Origin of the sequence: Flavobacterium sp. Sr18 (assembly GCF_011064265.1) — a bacterium.
Lineage (GTDB): Bacteria > Bacteroidota > Bacteroidia > Flavobacteriales > Flavobacteriaceae > Flavobacterium > Flavobacterium petrolei.
The window spans coordinates 1552461-1571341 of record NZ_CP049329.1; the positions used below are offsets into that span (position 1 = coordinate 1552461).

The following is an 18881-nucleotide window of genomic DNA, read 5'->3' on the forward strand; positions in this document are numbered from 1 at the left end:
TAGGAACAGCAATATCGTATCATATGAGGATTTATACTTTCTTAAAAATAACAATAGCTTTTTTATTATTTGCACCAATGGCTAACTATTCAGCCAGTCCCATTTGTACTCTAAAAAAAGACAGCGCTGTGATTTCTAAAAAAGTAATAAAATCAACTATTACAGCTATTGCCCCCAGAATTACAGCAACAGGAACTCAAATTTACTGTACGGGAACTCCATTAAAAATAGTGACCGATGTAACCATAACTGGCTCTGATGCCAGTGACATTGGGACTGACGCAATTTATATCCAAATTTCTACAGGATATGTAAACGGCCAGGATGTAATCCAATTATCCAATCCCGCACTCCATCCAAATATTGTGACTGAATGGAGTCCTCTTGAGGGAAAACTAAAATTATCCAGTACTACTCCACCAGCAAAAGTACTTTATGCAGACTTAGTAGATGCGATCAAAGATGTTGTTTTTAGCAATTCCTCTACAATTCCTTCTGGTAGTAGGACTTTTTCTATTACCCTTGGAGCAGCCAATTATTTACCTAGAAACGGTCATTATTATGAATATTTCCCCAACATAGGCATTAGCTGGACAGCCGCAAAAGCAGCCGCAGAGCAGAAAAATTATTTTGGAATTCAAGGATATTTAGCGACAATCACCGCCGCTGACGAAGCAAAAATAGCCGGAGAGCAAGCTTTAGGAAATGGTTGGATTGGCGGAAGTGATGTGGGAACGGAAGGCATTTGGAAATGGATGACAGGTCCAGAAAACGGAACTGTTTTTTGGAATGGCGGAATCAATGGCTCAGCGCCACCAAACCAATTTGCTTTTTGGAATAATGGCGAACCAAATAATAGTAATGGAAATGAGCATTATGTACACGTTAAAGCGCTTGATGTTCCAGGAACTCCTGGATCGTGGAACGATTTACAATTAAATGGTGATGCAAGCGGAGATTACCAATCAAAGGGATATATTGTAGAATACGGTGGAATGCCTGGCGATCCAATTCTTGAAATTTCAGCCAGTACCACGATAATAATTCCTCAAATTACAGCTACTACACCAGCTTCAAATTGCGGATCAGGAACTGTGACATTGCAAGCAATAGCATCCGGCGGAACGATTAATTGGTATGATGCGGCAAGCTTTGGGAATTTATTACACACGGGTAATACATACACTACCCCATTTTTAAATACAACAACAACCTATTATTTAGAAGCAGGATGTTCCAATAACAGAACAGCCATCACGGCAACAATAAACACTATTCCTAACATAACATCAACCAACAATCCAGTTTCAAGATGTGGAGCAGGCTCTGTTACAGTTCAAGCAACTACCACCAATGGAACAGTTAATTGGTATTCGAGCTTAACTAACACCGCTGTCATAGGAACTGGAACAAGTCTGACTGTTCCCAACAGTACACAAAATACAACTTATTATGCCGAAGCAGTGAATAACGGTTGTACAAACGGAAATCGGATTCCTGTTGATATCATAATTTACGATCTTCCGATAGTTACAGACGAAGAACTAATTCTTTGTAAATCAGGTAGTTTAATCCTTGATGCAGCAATCCCTGCTATGACGTATTCATGGTCAACCGGCGAAACCACGAAAACAATTCAGGTTACCACGCCAGGCATTTATAACGTAACCGTAACAAATAGCGCCAATTGCAGCAGTACCAAAAAAATCACTGTAATTGAACATGACACCCCAGAAATCGACCGGATTGATGTTAATGAAACCACTATTGTAATTTATTTAAAAACCCCAAAAGATTACTTCGAATATTCTGTTGACGGGATTAACTATCAAAGTTCTAATATATTTTTCAATGTAGCGAGTGGCTTACAAACCGCTTATGCAAGAGAAATAAATTCATGCGGAATTGACAGTGACGTTTTTATAGTATTGATTGCTCCGAAATTTTTCACCCCAAACAACGACTCATTTAATGACGCATGGGAAATAAAAGGATTAGTCAATTATCCTAAAGCTGAAGTGAGCATCTTTGATCGTTATGGTAAATTCATCACGAAATTAAATGCAGCTAAACCATCGTGGGACGGAACGTTCAATAAATATTTACTTCCCGCAACCGATTATTGGTACATATTAAAAATTGACACAAACAGTCCTGAAAAAAGAGGACACTTTTCATTAAAAAGATAAGAATTTGAATTACTGAATTATCTTGATATTTTTTGTTGAATTTCACCTAAAATATACAGATAATCTTCTTGATTTTTTACAAAATCCCGATCCGAAACATCAATAATCAACACATTCAAATCAGTTTGAGATTTGATATAATCAAGATAACCACTATTAATTTTATCCAAATATTCAGCTGGAATTTTTTGTTCATAGCTTCTGCCACGCTTTTTTATATTTTGCAAAAGCCTTTCTGAATTTTGATACAAATAAATATATAAATCCGGTTTTGGCATTTCTCTGTAAATGATATCAAAAAGATTTCTGTACAAACGATATTCGTCTTCCGCCAAAGTTATTTTTGCAAAAATCAAGGATTTAAAAATATGATAATCGGCAACCAGAAAATCTTTAAACAAATCAAATTGCGCTAAATCATCCGATAATTGTTGGTATCTATCCGCAAGAAATGACATTTCAAGCGGAAACGCGTAACGGTTTTGATCTTTATAAAATTTAGGCAAAAATGGATTATCGGCAAAACGTTCTAAAACTGTTTTCGCATTGAAATCCTCCGAAATTTTTGTAGCCAACGTTGTTTTTCCCGCCCCAATATTCCCTTCAAAAGCAACGTAATTAAATTGCTCTAACGGAATACTCTGCAAAGGATTTACCAAATTCTGAACTACTGTACAAACACTTTCATCCGGTGACATAGTCAATAATTCCGAAATGTTTTTTTGAAGAATGGGATGTTTCCAATCTAATTTTAAATCCTGAATGGGCAACAAAACAAAATTCCTATTTTGCATCAAAGGATGTGGAATTTGGAGTTTTTCCGTCGCAATAATTTCTGAGTCGAATGCAATTAAGTCAATATCAATGGTACGCGATTGATATTCCTGAGTTTTATTACGCAAGCGACCCAAACGCTTTTCGATTTTTAAAACCTGAGCCAAAATTTTATGAGCAGAGGAAAAAGTATGCAAAACCAAAGCACAATTATAAAAAGCATCACTTTCAAAACCCCAAGCTGGAGTTTCGTATAATTTGGAAACTTTGAGAACCGTACCAATTTCCTGATGTATCAATTCCAAGCAATGTTCAATATTTTCTAAACGATTGCCCTGGTTGCTTCCTAGCGATAAAATGACCTGATGTTGTGATTTCATAATTAGGTGCAAATTAACTAAAAGAATTTTAGAATAAGCAATATATTTGTATCCTCTGTTGCTATTTAAATATAGAAATTCTAAACCATTGTTTGTAACACTTCTATGTTTTATGCGACTTATTAAAAAAATATAATTATGAAATTTTTAGGAAATGTATTGGCTACCATTATAGGTATTTTTGTTTTTTTCATGTTGTTCTTTTTTGGAATTATCCTCATTGGAGCCATTTTTGGTGGTGAATCTGAAGGTGTTGTGGTGAAAAATAATTCGGTAATCGAATTGAACTTGGAAGACATAAGAAATGATTATGCCGGAAAATATAAAGATCCTTGGATGACTATTTTTTCAGAAAACAAAAAAGTAGGTTTATCAGACATTATAAATGCTATCGAAGAGGCAAAATCAGATAATGACATCAAAGGAATCTCTATTCTAAACAACGACTCCTCACTGGGAATGGCACAAAGTAAAGCATTGAGAGATGCTTTGGAGAGCTTTAAAAAATCTGGCAAATTCGTTATGGCTTATGCCAATTCGTATTCACAAAAAGAATATTATCTAAATTCTGTTGCCAGCCCAATTTATATCAATCCGGTTGGAGATATGGATTTCAAAGGATTATCTTCTGAAATTATGTTCTTTAAAGATTTTCAGGAAAAATCAGGATTAAAAATGGAAGTCATCCGTCATGGAAAATACAAAAGTGCTGTAGAACCATTTTTAGAAAATAAAATGAGTGATGCAAACAGAGAGCAAACTACCGCATTATTAAATTCTGTTTGGAATTCAATTACTGCTGACATTGCAAAAAGCCGAAATATATCTGTGGCAAAATTGAATGAAATAGCTAACGGACTTCTTGCTCGAACTCCTGAAATGGCAAAATCCCAAAAATTAGTTGACATTATTGCCTATGAAGATGTGTATCATAACGCGATAAAAAAAGCACTTAAAGTGGCTAATGACGAAGATTACAATAAAGTATCTGTTGTAGATTATGCTCAAAAAGTAGCTACAACTTCACAAACTTTTGACAGTAAAGACGAAATCGCCATTATTTATGCGCAAGGAGAAATTATGGGTGGCGAAGGTGATGTGAATGTGATTGGTGAAGGTTCTATGCGCCGTTCGTTACAAGAAGCTCGAAAAAATAAAAATGTAAAAGCAATTGTACTTCGTATTGATAGTCCGGGAGGAAGTGCTTTGACTTCAGATTTAATTTGGAGAGAAATTGAGTTGACAAAGAAAGTTAAACCGATCGTGGTTTCAATGGGGAATTATGCGGCTTCAGGCGGCTATTATATTGCTTGTAATGCCAACACCATTTTTGCCGAAGAAAACACAATTACTGGTTCTATAGGCGTTTTTGGAATATTACCAAACTTTACACCATTGGCCACTAAAATAGGGATTTACACAGAACAAGTGAAAACCCATGAAAATTCCGCTAATTATAGCCCTTTTGTTCCCATAGATGAAAAATTCAAAGCTGTCACGTTAGAAGGTGTAGAACACATCTACAAAACATTTGTTGCTCATGTAGCTCAGGGTCGAAAAATGACATTTGCACAAGTAGACGCTATCGCTCAAGGAAGAGTTTGGACAGGTTCAGAGGCTTTGAAAATTGGACTTGTAGATAAAATTGGAGGTCTTGATGATGCAATTGCAAAAGCAGCTTCTTTGGCAAAAACAAAAAGTTACAGCACCCAAAATTATCCGGAATACAAGAAAAATTTTGATGATCTTTTAGCTAATCTTCCTTTTGCAAAATCGAAAGCTGATTTCATAAAAGAAGAAATTGGAGAAGAAAATTATCTTATGATGCAGGAAATAAAAAAACTGCAAGCACGAAAAGGTATCCAAGCTATAATGCCTTTTGAAATCAATATGCATTAAAAAAAGATAAGAGCCACTATTAAATCCGTTTTCGCACTTGCTGAAACGGATTTTTTCATCCATTATAGTTAAATTATTGTTTATAAAAACGCCACAAAAGGCACACTGTCCTAAAAATACTATTTTTGTAAAAGAATACAAGGCACCGTTTTTGCTAAACTTATAAATCTAAAGACAATCAAATTATGCTAAAGAAAGTTTTAAAAATCATTGGAATACTTTTTATCCTACTCATCCTAACTTTATTTGCCGCGCCTTATTTATTTAAAGATCAAATAAAAGCTAAAATTTCTGAGGCTATCAATGCCAAAGTAGATGCCAGAGTTTCTTTTGTAGAAGCGGATTTAAGCTTATTCAAAAATTTTCCAAATGCGAATGTAACATTAGAAAAATTAGTCATTATAAACAAAGCGCCTTTTGAAGGAGACACATTGATTTCACTGGGAGAATTGAATTTAAAAATGTCTATCAAAGAACTTTTTAAAGGCAAAAACGAAGCAATCGCTATTGATGGAATCACTTCTAAAAACGGATTAATCAATATCATTTTCAACAAAGATGGGATCGGAAATTATGACATTGCTTTGAAAGAGGAAAAAACTGCAGCCGATGGAAAAAGTAATCCGTTATCCTTAAAAATCCAAGAGTATAAAATTGAGAATTTCAAGTTTCGTTATTTTGACGAAAGTTCAAAAATAAAAATGGTAATCGACAGTTTAAACCACGAAGGAACCGGAGATTTTGCAGCACAAAAATTAGATTTGGTTACCAAATCAACGGCAAAAGTATCGCTGGATATGGACAAAGTCAATTATATGAATAATGTTGCTTTGACTCTGGATGCCGTTTTAGGAATTGATTTAGAAAAAAGCAAATACACTTTCAAAGAAAATAAAGCATTAATCAATCAATTGCCGCTGGAATTTGATGGTTTTATTCAAATGGTGGAAGCTGGACAGGAATATGATTTGAAATTTAAAACGCCAACTTCGTCTTTCAAAAATTTCTTAGGAATCATTCCCGCAGCATATGCTTCAAGCCTGGACAACGTGAAAACAACTGGAGATTTTACTGTGGCGGGTTTTGCAAAAGGTTTGTATTCTGATACAACAGTGCCAAAATTCAACATTGAAATCGCTTCTAATAACGCCTCCTTTAAATATCCTAATTTGCCAAAATCGGTTCAAAACATTGTAATTGACACTAAAATCATCAACGAAACAGGGATTCTAAATGATACATACGTCAATTTAGACAAGCTTTCTTTCAAAATTGACCAAGATGTTTTTAATGCCAAAGCCAACATTAGAAACATAACTCAAAATGCAATCGTTGATGCCGCTTTAAAAGGAACTATCAATCTAGCCAATCTTTCTAAAGCGTATCCTATAAAACTGGACAAGCCCTTATCAGGAATCTTAAAAGCTGATGTGACTACAAAATTCGACATGCAATCTGTAGAGAAAAGTCAGTACCAAAACATCAATAACGCGGGAACCATGAGTTTATCTGGTTTCAACTATGTGGATGAAAACGGCAAAACAATGAACATTAGCACTGCTCTAGTTCAGTTTAATCCAAGCCAAGTCAATTTGAAACAACTGAACGCAACGACAGGAAAAAGCGACATTAGTGTAACGGGAGTTTTAGAGAATTTTTACGGTTTTATATTTAGAAATCAAGAATTGAAAGGAAACTTCAACATGAATTCCAAACAATTGGCTGTTGATGATTTTATGACAACAGGTGAAACCACTAAAACCACAACAAAAAAAGCAGAGGCAATGAAGATTCCTGCTTTCTTAAATTGTACGCTTACCGCAAAAGCAACTACGGTTTTATATGATAATTTGACTCTGAAAGATGTATCGGGAAAACTAATCGTGAAGGACGAAAAAGTAACTTTAGAAAATGTGAAAACATCAATTTTTGGAGGAACAATTGGAGTAAATGGAGCTGTTTCCACAAAAGGAAAAACGCCAGTTTTCAATATGGATTTAAAATTAAATCAAGTCGATATTGCGCAGTCGTTCACCCAACTAGACATGTTAAAAAAAATAGCACCAATTGCGGGAATCATCAACGGAAAATTAAATTCAAGCATCAAATTGAACGGAAATCTTGATGCAACAGAATTTACTCCTGACTTGAAAACGCTAACTGGAGATCTATTGGGACAATTGCTTTCTACGACTGTAAACTCCACCAATTCGACTTTATTGACCGCTTTAGGTGCTAACTTGAAATTCATTGATGTGAGCAAAATCAATTTGAATGATTTGAAAGCGGCAATCACGTTCAAAGACGGGAAAGTAAATGTAAAACCATTTGACATCAAGTACAAAGACATCAAAGCAACTATTGGAGGAACGCACGGGTTTGACCAAAGTATGAATTACAATTTAAAATTTGACGTTCCTGCTAAATATCTGGGTTCAGAAGCGAATGCATTAATAGCAAAATTATCTGCTGCCGATGCTGCGAAATTAGAAAGCTTTCCTGTAAATGCTGTATTAGTAGGTAATTTTACAAATCCAAAAATTACAACAGACATCAATAGTGCGGTGACTAAATTGACTACTCAATTAGTAAACCAACAAAAAGACAGACTGGTAAAACAAGGAACTTCAGCTTTGACGGATTATATCAATAAAAACAAGAAACCAACTGATACTACAAAAACGGCTACTCCCACAACGCCTGTAACTAAGGAGGAAGTAAAAGCGAAAGCTGCCGATTTGCTCAACGGTTTATTTAAAAAGAAAAAGAAAGCAGTAGATACTACAAAAGTAAATTAAGACCGCTTCATGAAACAAAAAGAGGAATTTCACCAAGTGAGATTCCTCTTTATTATTGAATTTTATACTTGAATCTAAACAACGAAACTATTTGCTTTTGAGATTTTACCATTAAGGAATTAAGAAAAATTAAGCTCTAAATCTTAATTGAACTTAATTTCTTAATGGTTAAAAAACCTATGTTTCTTATACATTAATCGTCACTACATATCCTTCGGAACCACGAATATTAAAAACTGTTTCATTCTCAAAAAGTAAATATTGCCCTTTTATTCCGGTCAATTTTCCTTGAAAGTGAGGTGTTTTATCTAAACTCAAACTGTTTACTTTACTTGGATACTGTAAAACGGGATAATGCATCTCGTATAAATCATTCTTTTGCGAATAAAAGTATTCCTGAACTTCCGATGGAATCAAATTTTCTACTTTTAAACGCTCGGCGATTAAGTCAATTTGTTCGACATTATTCGTTAGCATTTTTCTCCAATTTGTTTTATCGGCATAATGATTCTTCAGCGCCACCTCCGTAATTCCTGCTAAATAACGATTCGGAACTTCCACAATCGAAATCGCTTGTGTTGCGCCCTGATCAATCCATCGGGTTGGCATTTGCGTTTTTCTGGTCACTCCTACTTTCACTTCGCTGGACAAAGCCAGATACACAATATGCGGTTGTAATTGTACTTTTTCTTCATACGCCAAATCACGATCCTGAATTCCAAGATGAGCGGTACTCAGCTCCGGTTTCATAATCCAATCGCCAACAGCAGCACTGGAATAAAAACAATCATAACAAAATCCCTGACGGAATATTTTTTTCTTTTTTCCACAATTCAAACATTGGTATCCCACAAAATTGATCTCAATCTCTTTATTCAGTAATTGATTCACATTTAAAAATCCATTCTCAAAAACCAAATAATATTGAATTGGGTTTCCAAATTCGGTTTGCATTTTTGTAAGTACGCCTTCGTATGTCATTGTGATTAAAGTTTCGGGTTTAACGCAACAGTTAAACAAATTTTGTTATTTTTGGTAAAGTTATAACTCACAATTCATAATTCATAATTTAAAAATGCCTCTAACCATAATCAATTCGTTTGCTTCTTGGGTTCTCAAACAAAGAATTCATCAGATCGAACTATTCTTGAAATATCCCAATGAAGTTCAGGAAGAATTGCTTATGAATTTAATTCATTCTTCTAAAAATACTGTTTTAGGCAAGCAATACGAATTTGCTACAATAAAATCCTATGCGAATTTTGCAGAGCGAGTTCCCATTTCGACGTATGAAGAATTACAGCCGCTAATAGAAAGAACCCGTAAAGGCGAACAAAATGTTTTTTGGGAAACACCTATAAAATGGTTTGCCAAATCAAGCGGAACTACCAATGCAAAAAGTAAATTTATTCCGGTAAGCAATGAAGCCTTAGAGGATTGCCATTACAAAGGAAGTAAGGATTTATTGTGTTTGTATTTGAATAACAACGAGGATTCCGAACTGTTTCTGGGAAAAAGTCTGCGTCTTGGCGGAAGTTCCCAAATCTATGAGGACAACAATACGTTCTTTGGCGATTTATCCGCAATATTAATTGAAAACATGCCTATTTGGGCGGAGTTCAGCAGCACACCAAGCAACAAAATTTCCTTGATGAGCGAATGGGAAACAAAAATTGCTGCGATTATAAACGAAACAAAAAACGAAAATGTAACCAGTTTCGCCGGAGTTCCTTCCTGGATGTTAGTTTTAATGAATAAAATGCTGGAAGAAACCGGAAAAGGAAATCTATTAGAACTTTGGCCAAATTTGGAAGTGTACTTTCACGGAGGCGTAAATTTTGAACCGTACCGAGAACAATACAAAAAAATACTCCCTAAAAAAGAGTTTAAATATTACGAAATATACAATGCTTCTGAAGGCTTTTTTGCCATTCAGGATCTAAATAATTCCAGTGATTTATTATTGATGCTGGACTACGGAATTTTTTATGAGTTCATTCCAATGGATACTTTAGGGACACCGGATCAAAAAGTGATTCGATTGGCAGATGTAGAATTGTTCAAAAATTATGCTTTGGTAATCACAACGAATTCTGGTTTATGGCGCTATTTGATAGGCGACACCGTTCGTTTCACGTCATTGAATCCGTACCGAATTCGGGTTACGGGAAGAACCAAGCATCACATTAATGTTTTTGGGGAAGAATTGATGGTCGAAAATACCGATCAGGCTATAGCCAAAGCGTGTAAACTAACCCAAACCGAAGTGGTTGATTACACCGTTGCTCCAATATTTATGGAGGGCAAAGAAAAAGGTGCTCATGAATGGATGATTGAATTTAAAAACCCTCCAGCGGATGTATCTCAATTCCAGAAAGCATTAGATGAATCCATACAATCCTTGAACTCGGATTACGAAGCGAAACGCTACAACAACATGACATTAAATCCGTTAGTAATCAATGTAGCTCGGAAAAATTTGTTTTACGATTGGTTAAAAGACCGAGATAAACTGGGTGGACAACATAAAATACCAAGATTATCCAACCAAAGAGATTACTTGGAACAACTGAAAAGCATGCAGTTTCAAACGATATAGAAGTCATTTTTAAAAATCCTATTTCAACATTTTAACAATCGTGACTCTAAGTCATTGTTCAATTTAAGAAATGCATTATCGCAGTGAGATAATTTTTAAATACCTAAAAATATAACATTGATACTTACATAACGCTACAATTCTTAGCAATTTATTAAGTAATTACTAAAAATAATAAAGTTAAAACTCTAAAAATATTTGTAAGTATTATCTTTTAAGTTAAATTAGCCTTTTTCTCAAATAGCACAATTTAATGATAAGAACAAACGTACTATTAGTTGACGACCATCCTATTACTATTGATGGGTATATGAATATCCTTACTAATCATAATGATACATTTATTGATTTTACTACAGCCTTTTCCTGCGAAGAAGCCTATGTAAAAATAACAAAAAGCTTTTTATCGCAAAAAACAATTGACCTTGCTTTTTTAGATATTAGTTTACCTCCTTATGAAATTAAAAACATTCAAAACGGTGTTGACCTAGGAACACTAATTCGTCAGTATTTCCCTGACTGCAAAATCATTTTATTGACAATGCACAGTGAAACTTTGTTAGTCCATAATGTTATTAAAAAAATTAACCCAGAGGGGTTTATTTTAAAAAATGATATTAATGCACACTCCTTATTAACAGCATACCTGTCGATAATGCAAGGGCAAAAATTTTATAGTGCCACCATAAGTAAAGTTCTTATTCAGACCATTATCAAAAAATTAAATATTGATGCAATTGATTTTCAAATTTTGGAGTTAATTTCCAAAAAAATAAAAACCAAAGACATGCCGAAACACCTAAATCTTTCGCTAAGCACCATAGAGAAAAGGAAAGCTTCAATTAAAACTAAAATATTAAAAGACAAGGGCTCCGATAAAGAAATTATCGAACAGGCAAAAAAAATGAAACTAATTTAAATCGCACATAAAACCGTATTTTTTTAACATAAAAACCGTAAAATGTTTTAAAGTTAAAACGATAGTTTTGAAAAAGCCTAACAATTCAAAAATTATGTGCACGTAATTAAAGATTTCGTTAGTAAACTATTATTAACCAATTAAAATATTACTCTATGAAAAAATTAGAATTAAATCAGATGGAGAATCTGGAAGGTGGGAAATGGGACTGTAATTCTGTTACCTCTGCATTATGCGGTGCAACTGTTGGTTTACTATTTACGGGACCCTTTGCTAGTTTAGCGGCTGCAACAGGAGTAGGTTGTGCACTTGGAGCTTATTCAGGATGCATTTAATAAAAAATTTAGAAAATATGAAAAATTTAGAAAATAAAACAAAAAAAATAAGTCTTACGGATACAGACAATAAATTATCTATATCTAAAATGGAAAGCATTGAGGCAGGAAAAATGAACTGGGGGGCATTTTGTTACGGAATTGAAGCCGCAGCTCTTCTAACTTTAGGAACAAATCCTATATTAGATGCAGCAGGAGTAGGTTGTTTCTTATATGGAGGTTTTGTAGGATTTTAGTTCAAAAAAAACTAAACCTAAGAATTAACTAAAAGTGTTTTTAGATTATGATATTACTTCATTTCTAAAAACATTTTTTACCTTATAATCATATGGAAAAATATAAAAAAAGATTACTAATACTATTAATTGTTTGTGGGATTTATTTCCTTACCAGCAGTTACTTATCTGAGCTGAATTATTATGAAAACATTTTTTTTAAAATTTTTCAAGTTCTAGGAAGTATTTATTTGTTATGGAATATAATTAACTACATAAAGAAGAGAAAGAATCAGAAGGCTTAAAAAAGTCTTTTTTTAATGATAAAATCTCAAAAAGTGTACATCATTAAATTTTTATAACTAATAATATCTTTATAAAAAATGAAAAAAAACTTAGCAAAGTTGCTAATACTTGGTATTTCTATAATTGTGCTTACAGAAATTGCAAATAAGGTATTAAATATTAGAGGCTTAATATATAATTCACTAGGAGAACAACTTACTAATAAAGAAATTGTTAAAATTTTTGAATTTCAAGACAAATGGCAATTTGTAGGTTATGCTATAGTTCCTGTAATGATGTTCTTAAAAACCAGCTTAATAGCCAGTGCGCTATATATGGGTACGTTTTTCTTTAGCAAAATAGCGGTTACTTTTAAGCAATTGTGGGGGGTTGTACTCAATGCAGAGTTCGTATTTTTAGTAGTTCCTGTATTTAAAATGTCATGGTTTTATTTTATTCAAACCAATTATAATCTAGATGATATTAAATATTTTTTTCCATTCTCAGCATTAACAATAACTGGTTATAAAGGATTAGAACCTTGGTTAATTTATCCTTTTCAGGTAATTAATTTATTTGAATTAGCCTACTGGCTAATTCTTTCATTTTTTATTGGCAAAATCACTAAAACCAATACCGATCGCGGTCTAAAAATTGTGGCTTCTAGTTATGGTAGTGCTTTATTACTGTGGGTAGTGGTGATTATGTTTTTTACTTTGAATTATTCCTAAAAAAGCAAAATGAAAAAATACCTTAAAATATTTATACCATTAGTATTTATAAGCTTAGTATCTTTTTTGGGCTACAAAATAGTTACTAAAATCAACTACAAAAAAGAAGTAGCAGCAAACATAAAAACCATTCCCGATTTTAAGTATCAAAATTTACAGGGAGAATCCTTTTCTAATAAAAATTTAAAAAAAGGAACACCTACTCTTTTTATATACTTTAATAGCGAATGTGAATATTGTAACGAAGAAACAAAAATGATACAAGAGCGTCTTAATGAATTCAATCGTTACCAACTTGTCTTTGTTTCATTTGAGAAACCAGAACTGATAAAAACATTTGCTCAGAAATACAATCTTTTAAATTATGATAACATTCATTTTGTTTGTGACATTAAAGTTTCTTTCGCTACTACCTTTGATATTCAGTCTTTGCCAAGTTTAGTTTTATACGATAAAAACCAACAATTAATTGAGAAAATAAAAGGACAAACTAAAGTGGATGCAATTTTAAAGAAATTGACTCCTTAAACCCAAAGAGAAAGCACAAAACTGACTGCAGACTATTGATAAACAAATGTTTATTACAGAACCAAAATAAAATGAACCAAAAACATATTGAAAAAACCCATACGCTACAACTGGACCAAGCTGATTGTGGTGTTGCGTGCATATTGTCTGTTATAAAATTATATGGCGGTTTACAGTCTATAGAAAAGTTACGCGAATTAAGCGGAACTACTAAACAAGGAACAACCTTACTTGGGTTGTATCAAGTCGCTAATCAATTGGGTTTTAATTCTGAAGGCTGCGAGGCAGATATACTGGCGCTTATTGATCATAAACAACCCGTAATTCTCCACGTTCTCATAGAAGAAAAACTACAACACTATATAGTATGCTACCTGTATGATGAACAAAAAGGATTCTTGATTGGCGATCCGGGCAAAGGAATTTATTATGTATCGACTGCTGAATTAGACAAAATTTGGGTTTCAAAAAGCTGTTTAACATTAGAGCCTAATAAAAATTTCATAAAAGAAACCGAAGTTAAAAATGCTCAAAAAAAGTGGTTTGTAAATTTACTAGAACCTGATCACAAACTGCTTTGGATCAGCGTTCTGCTTGGAGTGTTTGTGGCAGGTTTAGGAATGGCAATGTCTTTATTTTCTCAAAAACTAATTGATGACATTTTGCCCTCGCACAATATTAACAAACTAATTTCAGGAATTGTATTATTGGCTATTTTGCTTTTAGCACGAGTTGGAATTTCGGTGCTGAGAGAATTTTTTTTGCTGCAACAATCTAAAGATTTCAACAATCGCATCAATAGCCAATTTTTCTCTTCATTATTGCATCTTCCAAAACCTTTTTTTGATACTCGAAAAATAGGAGAATTAGTAGCTCGATTAAATGATACGCAAAGAGTTCAAAGAGTCATTAAAATGTTGGCGAGCAATTTAGTTATTGACATTTTGGTTTCACTAATATCCTTAATTTTCCTGTTTGCCTATTCTTGGAAAATAGGTTTAATTTCAGTATTGACCATGCCGGTTTACTTTTATATAATCTATAGAAGCAACAAAGCCATTATCGATTCTCAAAAAGAAGTGATGCAAAGTTACGCCTTTAACGAGAGTAATTATATCAACACGATTCAAGGCATTTCAACTATAAAAAACGACAACAAACAAGCTGTTTTTAGCAGAACTAATGAATTGGTGTTTGGGAACTTTCAAGAAAAAATGTTTCATTTGGGTAAAATAAATATTCGCTTGTCGTGGCAATCAGGAATAGCAAGTGTTTTCTTTTTGACGGGAGTTTTAATTTACACTTCAATTCAGGTTTTTAACAACGAAATTAAATTAGGTGAGTTGATGGCGATCCTGGGTATTGTTGGCTCTTTGTTGCCATCAATTGCTAACTTGGCCTTAATTTCAATTCCCATAAATGAAGCAAAAATTGCGTTTAATAGAATGTTTGAATTTGCTTCAATTGAAAAGGAAAAGGAAGATGGAATCCAGATAGATGAAATTAAAAGTGTTTCTCTAACTAATTTGTCTTTTCGTTTTGCGGGACGAAGCGAATTATTTTCAAATGTTAACATTGCTATCGAAAAAGGAAAACTAACTGCCATTGTAGGAGAAAGCGGTAGCGGAAAAAGTACTATTGGTCAAATATTACAACGTTTTTATAATTTTGAAAATGGAACTATTACGATTAATAATCAATACCAATTATCCGAAATCGAGCTAAAAAGCTACCGTAAATTGATAGGAGTTGTTCCGCAAGAAATTAGTATTTTTAACGGTAATGTAATTGACAATATTTTGTTAGGTTCAAATGATAGTCCCGCAAACATTATCGCTTTTATTACTGAATATGGCTTTGATACTTATTTTAATCAATTACCACAAGGGTTGACTACAATAATTGGTGAAGAAGGCATTAATTTGTCAGGAGGACAAAAACAAATCATAGCCTTAGCTCGAGTCCTATATAAAAAACCGCAACTTTTAATTCTTGATGAAGCCACCTCAGCAATGGACAGGAACACTGAGAATTTCTCAATGGCATTATTAGCAAAAATAAAACCCAACTGTGCCGTTTTCTTTATTTCTCATCGTTTAAATACCTTAAAAAAAATAGCAGATAGAATTTATGTGCTCGAGAATGGCACTCTTTCGACAAAGGGAAATCACGAGGAGTTAATGGAAACTGCGAATTTTTATAGCGATTATTGGCAAGATTAGCATCAATTGGGTCTATTGACAATCAATAAACGACAAATTAGGCGGACAACATAAAATACCAAGATTATCCAACCAAAGAGATTACTTGGAACAACTGAAAAACATGCAGTTTCAAAGCGTATAAAAATAACTAAAAAGATGAAAAACACCTTCTACATCTTGATTACACTTTTTGCATTGAGTTCCTGCGGACCGCACAGAATGAGTTGTGGTGCCAGAGGAATTTGTAAATCTCCCGAAAAACAAACAACAGAAAAAACTGAAAAAGTATTTACCGTTAAAGCATAAAAAAGGCTGTACAAAAATGATTCTGGTACAGCCCTTTTTATTTTTTATAATTATTACAATTACTCTTCCTCCATCATATCAATATGCCTGTCGTGATAACCTAACAGGTATAAAACGCCGTCGAGTCCTAAACTGGAAATAGAACTTTCTGCTTTTTCTTTTACCGTAGGTTTGGCATGAAAAGCAATTCCTAAACCTGCTAAATTCAACATTGGCAAATCATTGGCACCATCACCCACTGCAATAGTTTGATTAATGTGAATGCCTTCTTTATCGGCTATAGCTTGAAGATATTCTGCTTTCTTTTTACCATCAACAATTTCTCCAAGATAGTTACCAGTCAGTTTTCCGTCTTTGATTTCCAATTCATTGGCATGAACGTAGTCAATCCCTAATTCTTTTTGCAGGTATTTTCCAAAAAAGGTAAATCCCCCTGATAAAATAGCGGTTTTATATCCGTAATATTTCAAGGCCTTCATCAAGCGATGTGCTCCTTTGGTTATAGGTAGATTTTCAGCAACGTTTTGCAGTACATCCTCGCTCAAACCTTCTAACAAAGCCATGCGTTGCTTGAAGCTTTCGCTAAAATCAATTTCGCCATTCATAGCTGCTTCTGTAATTGCTTTTACTTGCTCACCCACACCTGCCAATTCAGCTAATTCATCAATTACTTCCGTTTGAATCAAGGTCGAATCCATATCAAAACACACCAAACGTCTGTTTCTTCGGTACATATTGTCTTCCTGAAACGAAATATCCACATCCAATGTTCTGGAAATTTCCATAAAACTGGCGGTCATAAACGTTTTATCTACAATCGTGCCCGTAACTGATAATTGTATACAAGAACGCGGAAACTCCTCTTTCTCCAAAATAGAAACCCTGCCGGTTAATCTTTTGATCGCGTCAATATTTAAATTTTGGTTTGACAATATTTTAGTGACAGCTGCCAATTGAACTGCTGTCAGGGTTTCGCCTAGAACATTGATGGTATAGCGCTGTTTGCGTTGCCCTTTTACCCATATTTCGTAATCGGGAATAGAAATTGGTATAAACTTCACTTTCACGCCCAATTCATAGGCTTTAAACAATAAATCTTTTAGAACAGGCCCTGAAGAGGAACCCGCTTTTATTTCAAATAAAATACCTAAAGAAAGCGTATCATGGATATCTGCTTGACCTATATCTAAAATAATGGCATCGTAAGTCGCCAAAATGGATGTTAAACCAGCAGTAACTCCGGGTTTGTCCTGACCTGAAACTTTTAGTAAAATTACTTCTATTTCGTCTGTATGCATGGTATGTTTATATGATTTAGAATAGACAAAAATCGACAATCTGACGTTGATAAAAAAAAATATTGCTCCTTTTTTCAAACAATAACAAATAGTGTAAATTCTACATAAAAAAACCTGTCCAAATGAATGAACAGGTTTGTATTTTTAAGAAAAATGCATTTTTTACGATGCAATCTCCAAACGTTTCAATAAATTTTTATTCAACGTTTCTTTGGCGTATTCCACGTCAATTTCTAATATTTTATCCTCAGAACTTGGTAATTCATACATTGCATCGGTTAAGATAGCTTCACACAAAGAACGCAATCCACGAGCACCTAATTTGTATTCTAACGCTTTATCCACGATAAAATCCAAGGCTTCATCTGTGATGGTAAAAGTTACCTCATCCATCAAAAACAACTTCTCGTATTGTTTGATTAACGCATTTTTAGGTTGTGTCAAAATCGCACGCAAAGTTTCTCTATCTAAAGGATCCATGTGTGTCAATACTGGTAAACGACCAATAATCTCCGGAATCAATCCAAAATCTTTGATGTCTTTTGGGATAATGTATTGCAACAAATTGTCTTTGTCAATGTTATCCACATTTTTAGATGTCGAATAACCAACGGCTTGACGGTTCAATCGTTTCGAAATAATTCTTTCGATACCATCAAAAGCACCACCGGCGATAAACAAAATATTTTGCGTATTTACCTCAACAAATTTTTGGTCCGGATGCTTGCGTCCTCCTTTTGGTGGTACATTCACAACGGTTCCTTCCAATAACTTCAATAATGCTTGTTGCACACCTTCACCGGAAACATCACGCGTAATAGACGGATTGTCACTTTTACGTGCAATTTTATCTATTTCGTCAATGAATACAATTCCGCGTTCTGCTTTGGCTACATCATAATCAGCAGCTTGCAAAAGACGTGTCAATATACTTTCGACATCTTCCCCAACATAACCTGCTTCAGTAAGAACAGTCGCATCAACAATAGCTAAAGGCACATCCAACATTTTCGCAATGGTTTTAGCTACTAATGTTTTTCCTGTTCCTGTTTGCCCCACCATGATGATGTTACTTTTTTCAATCTCCACCTCATCGTCTAATTGCTGTTGCATCAAACGTTTGTAGTGATTGTAAACGGCTACCGACATTACTTTTTTGGTTTGGTCCTGTCCAATTACATATTGATCCAAGAACGCTCTGATTTCTTTTGGTTTTTTCAAAATCAAATCTCCAACCAATTTGAAACTTCCGCTGGATTTTAATTCTTCTAAAACAATTCCGTGAGCTTGTTCGATACATTTATCACAAATATGTGCATTGATACCAGCAATCAACAATTGAGTTTCTGGTTTCTTTCTTCCACAAAACGAACACTCTAATACTACTTTTGCCATTCTTTTTTTGTTTAAAGTTTAAAAAG

General features: G+C 33.9%; 15 protein-coding genes. 11 read left to right on the top strand and 4 right to left on the bottom strand.

The genetic code is table 11. The annotated features are described in order from the left end of the window. Window positions 1-77 precede the first annotated feature (77 nt). Window positions 78-2189, top strand: a complete 2112-nt coding sequence (locus G7A72_RS06930; RefSeq protein WP_241258590.1) for a T9SS type B sorting domain-containing protein — start codon at window positions 78-80, stop codon at window positions 2187-2189. 17 nt (window positions 2190-2206) lie between these two features. On the opposite strand, the gene folK is transcribed toward G7A72_RS06930, so the two are convergent. Further along, entirely contained in the window at window positions 2207-3343 is a 1137-nt protein-coding gene (gene folK / locus G7A72_RS06935; protein WP_165151938.1) for a 2-amino-4-hydroxy-6-hydroxymethyldihydropteridine diphosphokinase, read from the bottom strand. 138 nt (window positions 3344-3481) lie between these two features. On the opposite strand from folK, the gene sppA reads away from it, so the two are divergent. Both sppA and G7A72_RS06945 read left to right on the top strand, forming a co-directional pair. After that, complete coding sequence (gene sppA / locus G7A72_RS06940) at window positions 3482-5242, top strand: signal peptide peptidase SppA (RefSeq protein ID WP_165151939.1); 1761 nt, start codon at window positions 3482-3484, stop codon at window positions 5240-5242. Between the two features lie 185 nt (window positions 5243-5427). Continuing rightward, a complete protein-coding gene (locus G7A72_RS06945) occupies window positions 5428-8040 on the top strand; it encodes an AsmA-like C-terminal region-containing protein (protein WP_165151940.1) in 2613 nt (870 codons plus the stop codon). A 186-nt stretch (window positions 8041-8226) separates the two neighbouring features. Here G7A72_RS06945 and G7A72_RS06950 read toward each other — a convergent pair whose 3' ends face one another. Continuing rightward, window positions 8227-9021: a DUF2797 domain-containing protein gene (locus G7A72_RS06950; protein ID WP_113665091.1), complete on the bottom strand. Its 795-nt coding sequence runs from the start codon at window positions 9019-9021 to the stop codon at window positions 8227-8229. Window positions 9022-9115: 94 nt separating this feature from the next. Between G7A72_RS06950 and G7A72_RS06955 the strand changes: the two genes are divergently transcribed. From G7A72_RS06955 to G7A72_RS06990, 8 genes are all read left to right on the top strand, one after another. After that, window positions 9116-10639: a GH3 auxin-responsive promoter family protein gene (locus tag G7A72_RS06955; protein ID WP_165151941.1), complete on the top strand. Its 1524-nt coding sequence runs from the start codon at window positions 9116-9118 to the stop codon at window positions 10637-10639. 253 nt (window positions 10640-10892) lie between these two features. Continuing rightward, on the top strand, window positions 10893-11558 hold the full coding sequence (locus tag G7A72_RS06960) for a response regulator (RefSeq protein WP_165151942.1): 666 nt from the start codon (window positions 10893-10895) through the stop codon (window positions 11556-11558). A gap of 179 nt (window positions 11559-11737) precedes the next feature. Beyond that, window positions 11738-11893, top strand: coding sequence for a hypothetical protein (locus G7A72_RS06965; RefSeq protein ID WP_165151943.1), 156 nt, complete (start codon window positions 11738-11740; stop codon window positions 11891-11893). A 17-nt stretch (window positions 11894-11910) separates the two neighbouring features. Further along, entirely contained in the window at window positions 11911-12129 is a 219-nt protein-coding gene (locus G7A72_RS06970) for a hypothetical protein (RefSeq protein ID WP_165151944.1), read from the top strand. 362 nt (window positions 12130-12491) lie between these two features. Next, complete coding sequence (locus G7A72_RS06975; protein WP_165151945.1) at window positions 12492-13124, top strand: hypothetical protein; 633 nt, start codon at window positions 12492-12494, stop codon at window positions 13122-13124. 9 nt (window positions 13125-13133) lie between these two features. Continuing rightward, the gene (locus tag G7A72_RS06980) at window positions 13134-13652 is read left to right on the top strand and encodes a redoxin domain-containing protein (RefSeq protein WP_165151946.1); all 519 of its coding nucleotides are present in this window, start codon (window positions 13134-13136) and stop codon (window positions 13650-13652) included. 71 nt (window positions 13653-13723) lie between these two features. After that, a complete protein-coding gene (locus tag G7A72_RS06985; protein ID WP_165151947.1) occupies window positions 13724-15874 on the top strand; it encodes a peptidase domain-containing ABC transporter in 2151 nt (716 codons plus the stop codon). A 138-nt stretch (window positions 15875-16012) separates the two neighbouring features. Then, complete coding sequence (locus G7A72_RS06990) at window positions 16013-16162, top strand: hypothetical protein (protein ID WP_165151948.1); 150 nt, start codon at window positions 16013-16015, stop codon at window positions 16160-16162. Window positions 16163-16221: 59 nt separating this feature from the next. On the opposite strand, the gene serB is transcribed toward G7A72_RS06990, so the two are convergent. Beyond that, the gene (gene serB / locus G7A72_RS06995; protein WP_091165569.1) at window positions 16222-17460 is read right to left on the bottom strand and encodes a phosphoserine phosphatase SerB; all 1239 of its coding nucleotides are present in this window, start codon (window positions 17458-17460) and stop codon (window positions 16222-16224) included. 162 nt (window positions 17461-17622) lie between these two features. Next, complete coding sequence (clpX, locus tag G7A72_RS07000; RefSeq protein ID WP_165151949.1) at window positions 17623-18855, bottom strand: ATP-dependent Clp protease ATP-binding subunit ClpX; 1233 nt, start codon at window positions 18853-18855, stop codon at window positions 17623-17625. Window positions 18856-18881 lie beyond the last annotated feature (26 nt).

What these genes read in the sequence shown, in the direction of transcription:
- G7A72_RS06930 (WP_241258590.1), top strand. Translation starts at nt 78, where the DNA reads ATGGCTAACTATTCAGCCAGTCCCATTTGTACTCTAAAAAAAGACAGC.
- folK (WP_165151938.1), bottom strand. Translation starts at nt 3,343, where the DNA reads ATGAAATCACAACATCAGGTCATTTTATCGCTAGGAAGCAACCAGGGC.
- sppA (WP_165151939.1), top strand. Translation starts at nt 3,482, where the DNA reads ATGAAATTTTTAGGAAATGTATTGGCTACCATTATAGGTATTTTTGTT.
- G7A72_RS06945 (WP_165151940.1), top strand. Translation starts at nt 5,428, where the DNA reads ATGCTAAAGAAAGTTTTAAAAATCATTGGAATACTTTTTATCCTACTC.
- G7A72_RS06950 (WP_113665091.1), bottom strand. Translation starts at nt 9,021, where the DNA reads ATGACATACGAAGGCGTACTTACAAAAATGCAAACCGAATTTGGAAAC.
- G7A72_RS06955 (WP_165151941.1), top strand. Translation starts at nt 9,116, where the DNA reads ATGCCTCTAACCATAATCAATTCGTTTGCTTCTTGGGTTCTCAAACAA.
- G7A72_RS06960 (WP_165151942.1), top strand. Translation starts at nt 10,893, where the DNA reads ATGATAAGAACAAACGTACTATTAGTTGACGACCATCCTATTACTATT.
- G7A72_RS06965 (WP_165151943.1), top strand. Translation starts at nt 11,738, where the DNA reads ATGGAGAATCTGGAAGGTGGGAAATGGGACTGTAATTCTGTTACCTCT.
- G7A72_RS06970 (WP_165151944.1), top strand. Translation starts at nt 11,911, where the DNA reads ATGAAAAATTTAGAAAATAAAACAAAAAAAATAAGTCTTACGGATACA.
- G7A72_RS06975 (WP_165151945.1), top strand. Translation starts at nt 12,492, where the DNA reads ATGAAAAAAAACTTAGCAAAGTTGCTAATACTTGGTATTTCTATAATT.
- G7A72_RS06980 (WP_165151946.1), top strand. Translation starts at nt 13,134, where the DNA reads ATGAAAAAATACCTTAAAATATTTATACCATTAGTATTTATAAGCTTA.
- G7A72_RS06985 (WP_165151947.1), top strand. Translation starts at nt 13,724, where the DNA reads ATGAACCAAAAACATATTGAAAAAACCCATACGCTACAACTGGACCAA.
- G7A72_RS06990 (WP_165151948.1), top strand. Translation starts at nt 16,013, where the DNA reads ATGAAAAACACCTTCTACATCTTGATTACACTTTTTGCATTGAGTTCC.
- serB (WP_091165569.1), bottom strand. Translation starts at nt 17,460, where the DNA reads ATGCATACAGACGAAATAGAAGTAATTTTACTAAAAGTTTCAGGTCAG.
- clpX (WP_165151949.1), bottom strand. Translation starts at nt 18,855, where the DNA reads ATGGCAAAAGTAGTATTAGAGTGTTCGTTTTGTGGAAGAAAGAAACCA.